General features: G+C 39.5%; 4 protein-coding genes and 5 pseudogenes. 7 read left to right on the top strand and 2 right to left on the bottom strand.

Annotated features, from left to right (window positions below; all coding sequences use genetic code 11):
- Positions 1–245: 245 nt before the first annotated feature.
- The 3 genes and pseudogenes from HT669_RS07825 to HT669_RS07815 form a co-directional block, all read left to right on the top strand.
- Positions 246–353: pseudogene (locus tag HT669_RS07825) on the top strand (IS5/IS1182 family transposase); the annotation flags it as partial.
- 32 nt (positions 354–385) lie between these two features.
- A complete protein-coding gene (locus HT669_RS07820) occupies positions 386–1,213 on the top strand; it encodes an HAD family hydrolase (protein ID WP_000153523.1) in 828 nt (275 codons plus the stop codon).
- A 49-nt stretch (positions 1,214–1,262) separates the two neighbouring features.
- A pseudogene (locus HT669_RS07815) lies at positions 1,263–1,597 on the top strand (GDSL-type esterase/lipase family protein); the annotation flags it as partial.
- Positions 1,598–1,630: 33 nt separating this feature from the next.
- Here HT669_RS07815 and HT669_RS07810 read toward each other — a convergent pair.
- Positions 1,631–2,957: pseudogene (locus tag HT669_RS07810) on the bottom strand (transposase).
- Between the two features lie 116 nt (positions 2,958–3,073).
- Between HT669_RS07810 and HT669_RS07805 the strand changes: the two are divergent.
- The 4 genes and pseudogenes from HT669_RS07805 to HT669_RS07790 all read left to right on the top strand — a co-directional run.
- A pseudogene (locus HT669_RS07805) lies at positions 3,074–3,163 on the top strand (platelet activating factor); the annotation flags it as partial.
- A gap of 83 nt (positions 3,164–3,246) precedes the next feature.
- A complete protein-coding gene (locus tag HT669_RS07800; RefSeq protein ID WP_023936414.1) occupies positions 3,247–3,972 on the top strand; it encodes a CppA family protein in 726 nt (241 codons plus the stop codon).
- Positions 3,969–4,904 carry a serine hydrolase gene (locus tag HT669_RS07795; protein ID WP_000872315.1) on the top strand — a complete coding sequence of 312 codons (936 nt, stop codon included), beginning with the start codon at positions 3,969–3,971 and terminating at the stop codon, positions 4,902–4,904. The genes HT669_RS07800 and HT669_RS07795 overlap by 4 nt, the downstream gene beginning before the upstream one ends.
- 8 nt (positions 4,905–4,912) lie before the next feature.
- Positions 4,913–5,809: pseudogene (locus HT669_RS07790) on the top strand (DMT family transporter).
- 148 nt (positions 5,810–5,957) lie between these two features.
- On the opposite strand, the gene HT669_RS07785 reads toward HT669_RS07790, so the two are convergent.
- Positions 5,958–6,656 (bottom strand): GntR family transcriptional regulator, encoded by a 699-nt coding sequence (locus HT669_RS07785; RefSeq protein ID WP_000936194.1) that lies wholly within the window; start codon positions 6,654–6,656, stop codon positions 5,958–5,960.
- Positions 6,657–6,844 lie beyond the last annotated feature (188 nt).

Here is a 6,844-nt window from a genome sequence, read left to right as displayed (position 1 = left end):
TTCTTTATCATTAAAGACCAAAGAAAAACTCTTGTCCTAAATAGAAGATAAAGAGCCTGAGACAAAATAGTTCTCAACCACAAAAAAGCTAGATATTTCCAATTGCGGAACTCTAGCTTTTTAATTTTGAGTCGTTCTCTGTATAGTAGATTGAAACTAGAATAGTACACCTCTACTTCTAAAACATTGTTAGAAATCGATTTGACTGTCTTGATCGATTTGTCCTGTTCTTATTTCATTTCACTATAAAAACGTTTAAAATATCTTCAACAACCTATCGAAATCATCGTAAACACTTCGGATTACGAATGAATTTGATTGCTGGTATTATCAATCATGAACTAGGATTCTAGTTTTGCAGGAAGTCTAATCAAGAGGAAAGTAAATGACGATTAAGGTAATTGCGACAGATATGGATGGGACCTTGCTGGATGCTAGAGGCCAGCTTGATCTCCCACGCTTGGAAAAGATTGTGGATCAGTTGGATCAAAGGGGGATTCGTTTTGTCATCGCGACAGGGAATGAAATTCACCGCATGAGGCAACTACTGGAGCACTTGGTGGATCGAGTGGTTCTGGTTGTTGCCAATGGTGCTCATATTTTTGAAAACAATGAATTGATTCAGGCTCAGACTTGGGATGATGCCATTGTCGATAAGGCTTTGGCTCATTTCGAGGGTCGAGCGTGTCAGGATCAATTTGTTGTAACAGGGATGAAGGGTGGTTTCGTCAAGGAAGGTACCATTTTTACAGACCTTGAAAGTTTTATGACTCCAGAAATGATTGAAGAATTCTACCAACGAATGAATTTTGTGGATGAATTAACCTCTGACCTCTTTGGTGGTGTGCTCAAGATGAGTATGGTTGTTGGTGAGGAACGTTTGAATTCGGTATTGGAAGAAATCAATGACCTCTTTGATGGCCGTGTTCGGGCTGTATCGAGTGGCTATGGTTGCATTGATATCCTCCAAGCTGGAATTCATAAAGCATGGGGCTTGGAAGAATTACTCAAGCGTTGGGACTTGACCCCCCAACAAATCATGGCTTTTGGCGATAGTGAAAATGATGTTGAAATGCTTGAAATGGCTGGAATTGCCTATGCGATGGAAAATGCTGATGACAAAGCCAAAGCTGTGGCGACGGCTCTAGCGCCAGCCAATAGCCAAGGAGGAGTTTACCAAGTATTGGAAAACTGGTTAGAAAAAGGAGAATGAAGTAGCAGTACAGTTATTAGAAAATTGGTTACTAAAGGAACAAGAAAAAATCCAAACCAAGTATCGTCACCTAAATCAGGTTTCAGTTGTAGAGCCAGATATTCTTTTTATTGGGGATTCCATTGTCGAATATTATCCTCTGCAGGAGTTGTTTGGGACTTCAAAGACAATTGTCAATCGAGGAATTTGTGGCTATCAGACAGGACTGTTATTAGAGAATCTGGATGCGCATCTGTACGGTGGGGAGGTAGATAAAATTGTCCTTTTAATTGGGACGAACGATATTGGAAAAGATGTGCCTGTGAATGAGGCTCTCAATAATCTCGAAGCTATCATCAATCCATTGCTCGCGATTATTCACTGACTGAGATAAAATTACTTTCCGGCTCTTTGTCAACTGTAGTGGGTTGAAGTCAGCTAAGCACGAGAAAGGACAAATTTCGTCCTTTCTTTTTTGATGTTCAGAGCGATAAAAATCCGTTTTTTGAAGTTTTCAAAGTTCCGAAATCCAACGGCATTTCGTTTGATAAGCTTAATGAGATTATTGGTCGCTTCCAGTTTGGCGTTAGAATAGTGTGGTTGAAGGGCGTTGACAATCTTTTCTTTATCTTTGAGGAAAGTTTTAAAGACAGTCTGAAAAATAGGATGAACCTGCTTAAGATTGTCCTCAATAAGTCCGAAAAATGTCTCTGGTTCCTTATTCTGGAAGTGAAAAAGCAAGAGCTGATAGAGATTGTAGTGGTGTTTTAAGTCTTCTGAATAGCTCAAAAGCTTGTCAAGAATCTCTTTATTGGTTAAGTGCATACGAAAAGTAGGGCGATAAAAACGTTTATCGCTGAGTTTACGACTATCCTGTTGAATGAGTTTCCAGTAGCGCTTGATAGCCTTGTATTCATGGGATTTTCGATGAAACTGATTCATGATTTGGACATGCACACGACTCATAGCACGGTTAAGATGTTGTACAATGTGAAAGCGATCCAACACGATTTTAGCATTCGGGAGTGAAACAGTCTGGGAGACTGTTTCAGCCTGAGCCTAGAAATTTGAAAGCGAATCTGTTTAGCTAAGTCATAGTAAGGACTAAACATATCCATAGTAATAATTTTCACTCGACATCGGACAGCTCTATCGTAGCGAAGAAAGTGATTTCGAATGATAGCTTGTGTTCTTCCCTCAAGAACAGTGATGATATTGAGATTGTTAAAATCTTGCGCAATGAAGCTCATCTCCATCTCCCGATTGAAACAGTCACTCCCTGGACTGTTTCAACGTCCCAAGACATAATCTTAGGCAGATTTCTAAAATTACACTCAAAGTGGAAGTCATTGAGCTTTCGAATGACAGTTGAAGTTGAGATGGAAAGCTGATGGTCAATATCAGTCATAGAAATCTTTTCAATTAACTTTTGAGCAATTTTTTGATTGATGATACGAGGGATTTGGTGATTTTTCTTGACGATAGAAGTTTCAGCGACCATCATTTTTGAACAGTGATAGCACTTGAATCGACGCTTTCTAAGTAGAATTCTAGTAGGCATACCAGTCGTTTCGAGGTAAGGAATTTTCGACGGTTTTTGAAAGTCATATTTCTTCATTTGACTTCCGCACTTAGGACAAGATGGAGCTTCATAGTCCAGTTTGGCGATGATTTCCTTGTGTGTATCCTTATTGATGATATCCATAAATTGGATATTAGGGTCTTTAATGTCAAGGAGTTTTGTGATAAAATGTAATTGTTCCATATGATTCTTTCTAATGAGTTGTTTTGTCGCTTTTCATTATAGGTCATATGGGACTTTTTTTCTACACAAAAATAGGCTCCATAATATCTATAGGGGATTTACCCACTACAAATATTATAGAGCCAGAATATACAACTGATGGACTGCACCTCAGTGTTGCTGGTTATCAGGTTTTGACAAAAGCCTTGAAAGGCTATCTTTACTAAATAGCTAAATAAAGTTAAATTTGAGCATAATATCTTGTAAAAAATTCTAAAATCCTTTAAAATAAAAAGTGATGGAGGAATTTATGAATGTAAATCAGATTGTACGGATTATTCCTACTTTAAAAGTTAATAATAGAAAATTAAATGAAACATTTTATATTGAAACCCTTGGCATGAAGGCCTTGTTAGAGGAATCAGCCTTCCTATCACTAGGGGACCAAACAGGTCTTGAAAAGCTGGTTTTAGAAGAAGCACCAAGCATGCGTACTCGTAAGGTAGAGGGACGAAAAAAACTGGCTAGATTGATTATCAAGGTGGAAAATCCCTTAGAAATCGAGGGACTCTTATCTAAAACAGATTCGATTCATCGATTATATAAAGGTCAAAATGGCTACGCTTTTGAAATTTTTTCACCAGAAGATGATTTGATTTTGATTCATGCAGAAGATGACAGAGCAAGTCTAGTAGAAGTAGGAGAAAAGCCTGAATTTCAAACAGATTTGGCATCAATCTCTTTAAGTAAATTTGAGATTTCTATGGAATTACATCTCCAAACTGATATCGAAAGTTTCTTGGAATCATCTGAAATTGGGGCATCCCTTGATTTTATTCCAGCTCAGGGGAAGGATTTGACTGTGGACAATACGGTTACCTGGGACTTATCTATGCTCAAGTTCTTGGTCAATGAACTAGATATATCAAGTCTTCGCCAGAAGTTTGAGTCTACAGAATATTTTATTCCTAAGTCTGAAAAATTCTTCCTTGGAAAAGATAGAAATAATGTTGAATTGTGGTTTGAAGAAGTATGAAGTGGACCCAGATTATTAAAAAAATAGAAGAACAAATCGAGGCAGGGATTTATCCCGGAGCCTCTTTTGCGTATTTTAAGGACAATCAATGGACGGAGTTCTATATTGGCCAGAGTCACCCAGAGCATGGCTTGCAGACTGAGGCAGGACTAGTTTATGACCTAGCTAGTGTCAGCAAGGTTGTTGGCGTTGGCACCGTTTTTACCTTCTTGTGGGAAAAAGGCAAATTAGATATTGACAGACCGGTAACAGATTTTTTAGCTGAGAGTGATTATCCAGACATCACTATTCGCCAGCTCTTGACTCATGCAACAGACCTTGATCCTTTTATTCCTAATCGTGATCTTTTAACAGCCCCTGAATTAAAGGAAGCGATGTTTCATCTCAACAGACGAAGTCAGCCAGCCTTTCTTTATTCGGATGTCCATTTTTTGCTGTTGGGCTTTATTTTGGAAAGAATTTTTAATCAAGATTTGGATGTGATTTTACAAGAACAAGTTTGGAAACCGTGGGGAATGACGGAAACCCAATTTGGACCTGTTGAGCTTGCTGTTCCAACAGTTAGAGGTGTCGAGGCAGGTCTGGTACATGATCCCAAGGCTCGCCTCTTGGGCAGACATGCAGGTAGTGCTGGTTTGTTTTCGACTGTAAAGGATTTACAAATCTTTTTAGAACACTATTTAGCAGATGATTTTGCAAGAGATTTGAGTCAAAATTTTTCACCTTTGGATGACAAGGAACGTTCTTTGGCATGGAATTTGGAAGGAGATTGGCTAGACCATACGGGCTATACAGGTACCTTTATCATGTGGAATCGTCAGAAGCAAGAAGCGGCCATTTTCCTATCGAATCGTACCTATGAAAAGGATGAGAGGGCTCAATGGATTGTAGACCGCAATCAAGTGATGAACTTGATTCGCAAAGAAGAGTAAGGAGAGACATGTCAAATAGTTTAAAAGGGACTTTACTAACAGTTGTGGCAGGGATAGCTTGGGGCTTGTCAGGAACGAGTGGCCAATACCTGATGGCACACGGAATTTCAGCTCTGGTCTTGACCAACTTGCGCCTTTTAATCGCTGGTGGAATTCTCATGCTCTTGGCTTATGCCACTGCAAAGGATAAAATGCTGGCCTTTTTAACGGATAAGAAGAGTTTGCTGTCTCTTCTTATTTTTGCTCTAATTGGTCTATTCCTCAACCAATTCGCCTATCTAACTGCTATTCAGGAGACCAATGCAGGTACCGCGACAGTACTTCAGTATGTTTGTCCTGTCGGAATTTTGATTTATAGCTGTATCAAGGATAAGGTGGCACCGACACTGGGAGAGATTGTTTCTATCATATTAGCCATCGGAGGAACCTTCCTGATCGCAACACATGGGCAGGTGGACTAGTTATCCATGACACCTGCAGACCTGTTTTGGGGTCTCTTTTCTGCTCTGACTTACGCACTTTATATCATTTTACCCATAGCCTTGATTAAGAAGTGGGGGAGCAGTTTGGTCATTGGTGTGGGAATGGTTATAGCAGGTTTGGTTGCCCTTCCTTTTACAGGAGTTCTACAGACTACTATCCCAACAAGTCTTGATTTTCTCCTCGCTTTTGCGGGCATTATCCTTATCGGGACTGTCTTTGCCTATACAGCCTTTCTAAAAGGAGCCAGTCTGATTGGGCCGGTCAAGTCAAGTTTGTTGGCTTCAATTGAGCCAATTTCGGCTGTTTTCTTTGCTTTCCTAATCATGAATGAACAATTTTATCCTATTGATTTTCTTGGCATGGCAATGATTTTAATTGCAGTAACACTGATTTCTTTGAAAGATTTACTCTTAGAAAAATAAAAAAGACTCTTTGTCCGTGAACAGAGAGTTTTTGCGTAGTATTTTATACTCAATGAAAATCAAAGAGCAAACTAGGAAACTAGCCGCAGGCTGTACTTGAGTACGGCAAGGCGACGTTGACGCGGTTTGAAGAGATTTTCGAAGAGTATTAATTGTTTTCAAGATAAAATTCAAAGCGTTCGCCTACATACTGACTTTTTACGTATTCAAATGCAGTACCATCTTCTAGGTAGGAAACCTGAGTCAGACCAAGAATAGCATGTCCTTTTTCAACTTCTAAATAGTGGGCGATTTTTTCCTTAGCAAGGCGAGCATAGATGGTCTGATGTGATTTACCAATACGGTAGCCATGTTTTTGCAGTGTTTGGAAGAAATGACTAGTGATTTCTTCTTTTTTAAAGTCCTTAATGAATTTTTCAGGAATAGAAGCAACTTCATAAACCAGAGGAACTTTGTCGGCATAGCGGACCCGCTCCATTCGGATAATATTTTCGGTAGGAGAAATTCCTAGCTTGGCAACTTCCTGCTCATTGGGAATGGTTTTTCTGTAGGAAATGAGCTGGCTAGAGGGTACTTTACCTTGGGACTTAACAATTTCAGTAAAACTGGTTGTCCCTCGCATCTTTTCTTGTACCCGAGTACTGGACACAAAGGTGCCACTTCCAACTCTGCGCTCTAAGACACCTTCTTCAACCAATAGAGATACGGCTTGGCGGAGGGTCATGCGGCTGACCGAAAACTGCTCTGCTAAATCTCTTTCACTGGGAAGCCTCTCACCAATAGCCCAACGGTGCTCGTCAATATCCTTTTTAATCTGATCATGGATTTTCATATAAGCAGGTAGCATATTTTTCACTTCATTTCTATCTTTTCTCTATTGTACCCCAATAAACTAGAAAAAGTCAAACTTCGCCTTGTTTATACTCTTCGAAAATCTCTTCAAACCGCGTTAGCTCTATCTGCAACCTCAAAGCAGTGCTTTGAGCAACCTACGGCTAGCTTCCTAGTTTGCTCTTTGATTTTCATTGAGTATAA

This window comes from Streptococcus sp. 2100, assembly GCF_013276335.1.
Classification (GTDB): Bacteria; Bacillota; Bacilli; order Lactobacillales; family Streptococcaceae; genus Streptococcus; species Streptococcus pseudopneumoniae.
Note: the sequence above shows the minus strand (reverse complement) of the source record. Positions and strands in the feature narration are given on the sequence as shown.

Bases quoted from the DNA above. Each gene is read 5' to 3' on its own strand.
- HT669_RS07785 (WP_000936194.1), bottom strand. From the start codon at position 6,656: ATGCTACCTGCTTATATGAAAATCCATGATCAGATTAAAAAGGATATT.
- HT669_RS07800 (WP_023936414.1), top strand. From the start codon at position 3,247: ATGAATGTAAATCAGATTGTACGGATTATTCCTACTTTAAAAGTTAAT.
- HT669_RS07820 (WP_000153523.1), top strand. From the start codon at position 386: ATGACGATTAAGGTAATTGCGACAGATATGGATGGGACCTTGCTGGAT.
- HT669_RS07795 (WP_000872315.1), top strand. From the start codon at position 3,969: ATGAAGTGGACCCAGATTATTAAAAAAATAGAAGAACAAATCGAGGCA.